This window comes from Candidatus Obscuribacterales bacterium (genome assembly GCA_036703605.1).
Lineage (GTDB): Bacteria > Cyanobacteriota > Cyanobacteriia > RECH01 > RECH01 > RECH01.
In genome coordinates, this window is sequence record DATNRH010001150.1 from 1 (window position 1) to 1316 (window position 1316).

The 1316-nt window shown below is 52.7% G+C and carries 2 protein-coding genes; both read right to left on the reverse strand.

Annotation, left to right across the window (positions count from 1 at the left end):
* Positions 1 to 330 (reverse strand): hypothetical protein (locus tag V6D20_23820; GenBank protein HEY9818809.1); only part of this gene is annotated, 330 nt, incomplete at its 3' end.
* A 5-nt stretch (positions 331 to 335) separates the two neighbouring features.
* Positions 336 to 1316, reverse strand: a 981-nt coding sequence (locus V6D20_23825; GenBank protein HEY9818810.1) for a DNA topoisomerase, incomplete at its 5' end; no start/stop codon positions are given.

Consider the following 1316-nt stretch of genomic DNA (forward strand, 5'->3'; position numbering starts at 1 on the left):
GTCCGATTCAGGATGCACCAAGGGGGGACTATCGATGGCCAATGGGACGTCGCTGTCACGGGTTAAGCCCATCTCAGCTAAGGCGGTATCCCAATCGGGAGTCTCGGTGTTGAGATCCAGATCCTCCGCGAAATCTGCAAACAGATCATCGAGTGACTCTAGGGGCGGGAGATAGGGTTCAGGCAGATCCCACTCATGATCCACCAACATGGCCACATCGACAAAATCATCACGCGGATCAAAACTGGGCGGCATCCGATCATCGAGCGGCAAAGGTGGTGGTTCGCCCCACTCAGGTGGTGGGGCATCATCAAAACGAGGTGGTGGCATGTCGCTCATGCATCACCTACTTGGATCGGTTTTAAGCGGACAGGTGTGCGTTTGATCGGTTCACGATAGCCACAGGTCAGGTCATTCAGACAAACACGCTCGGTCGCTTCACGCCATAATAATCCGTGACACTGTGGACAGCGTTCATTATAGCGCTGGGCATTCACCAGCTGTTCAATGCCACGTCGAACCGCATCCAATGTCTGACGATAGGTCCTTAATCCAATGATTTGGTCGGTGTCACTAGTGTGTACGTGTTGCCACTCAGCATAGGACGTCGGATCAAAAAAAGTGGATCCTGCTTTGGTCAGGAGGGTGGCATACCAGTCGCCAAGCGGCGACAACGCGCACGTATCGTTGGCTTGTATGGTTACCAATTGATGGTTAATCAGTTGCTCCGCCATCAGAATGATGTCATGGGGTGCCACATGATGATCCAGCAAATGGCGCATGAGATCCATCATGGTCAGAGGCATAGTGGGTCGCGGACGATCAATTGCCACCCTATCACCAAGCGCTACTTCCACATGACCAAAGATCAGTGATGGGTCGATATGCTCATGACATGGCCACCCATCACTGGTGATTTGATAGCGATGCGCTTCACGATACATTTGGTCTGCATCCAGCAATGTCAACGATTGGCGGCATAGGATGGCGGGTGCCATCTCCGATTGCAAAAAACGCTGTTGGATTAACCGATAGATCGCTTGGAGATAGGGTGGAACATCATCGCTGGTGCATTGAAAATCGGTGGGGATGATGGCCGTTTCCCAGTCGGAATCATCTGCCTCATTAAGATCGCTGGACGCAACCGCTTTGGCCGAGACATTGGCTTGCAAATAACGGCGTAGGGCCCGTCGTACCTGCGTTGGCACGGTATGGGCATGGGTAAAGGGATAGGTGATGTAGCCCATGCGGTAGAGATCATCCAAGAGGGCATACACCATGCGTGGTGGATAGTCTAATGCTTGATAAGCCGCTTG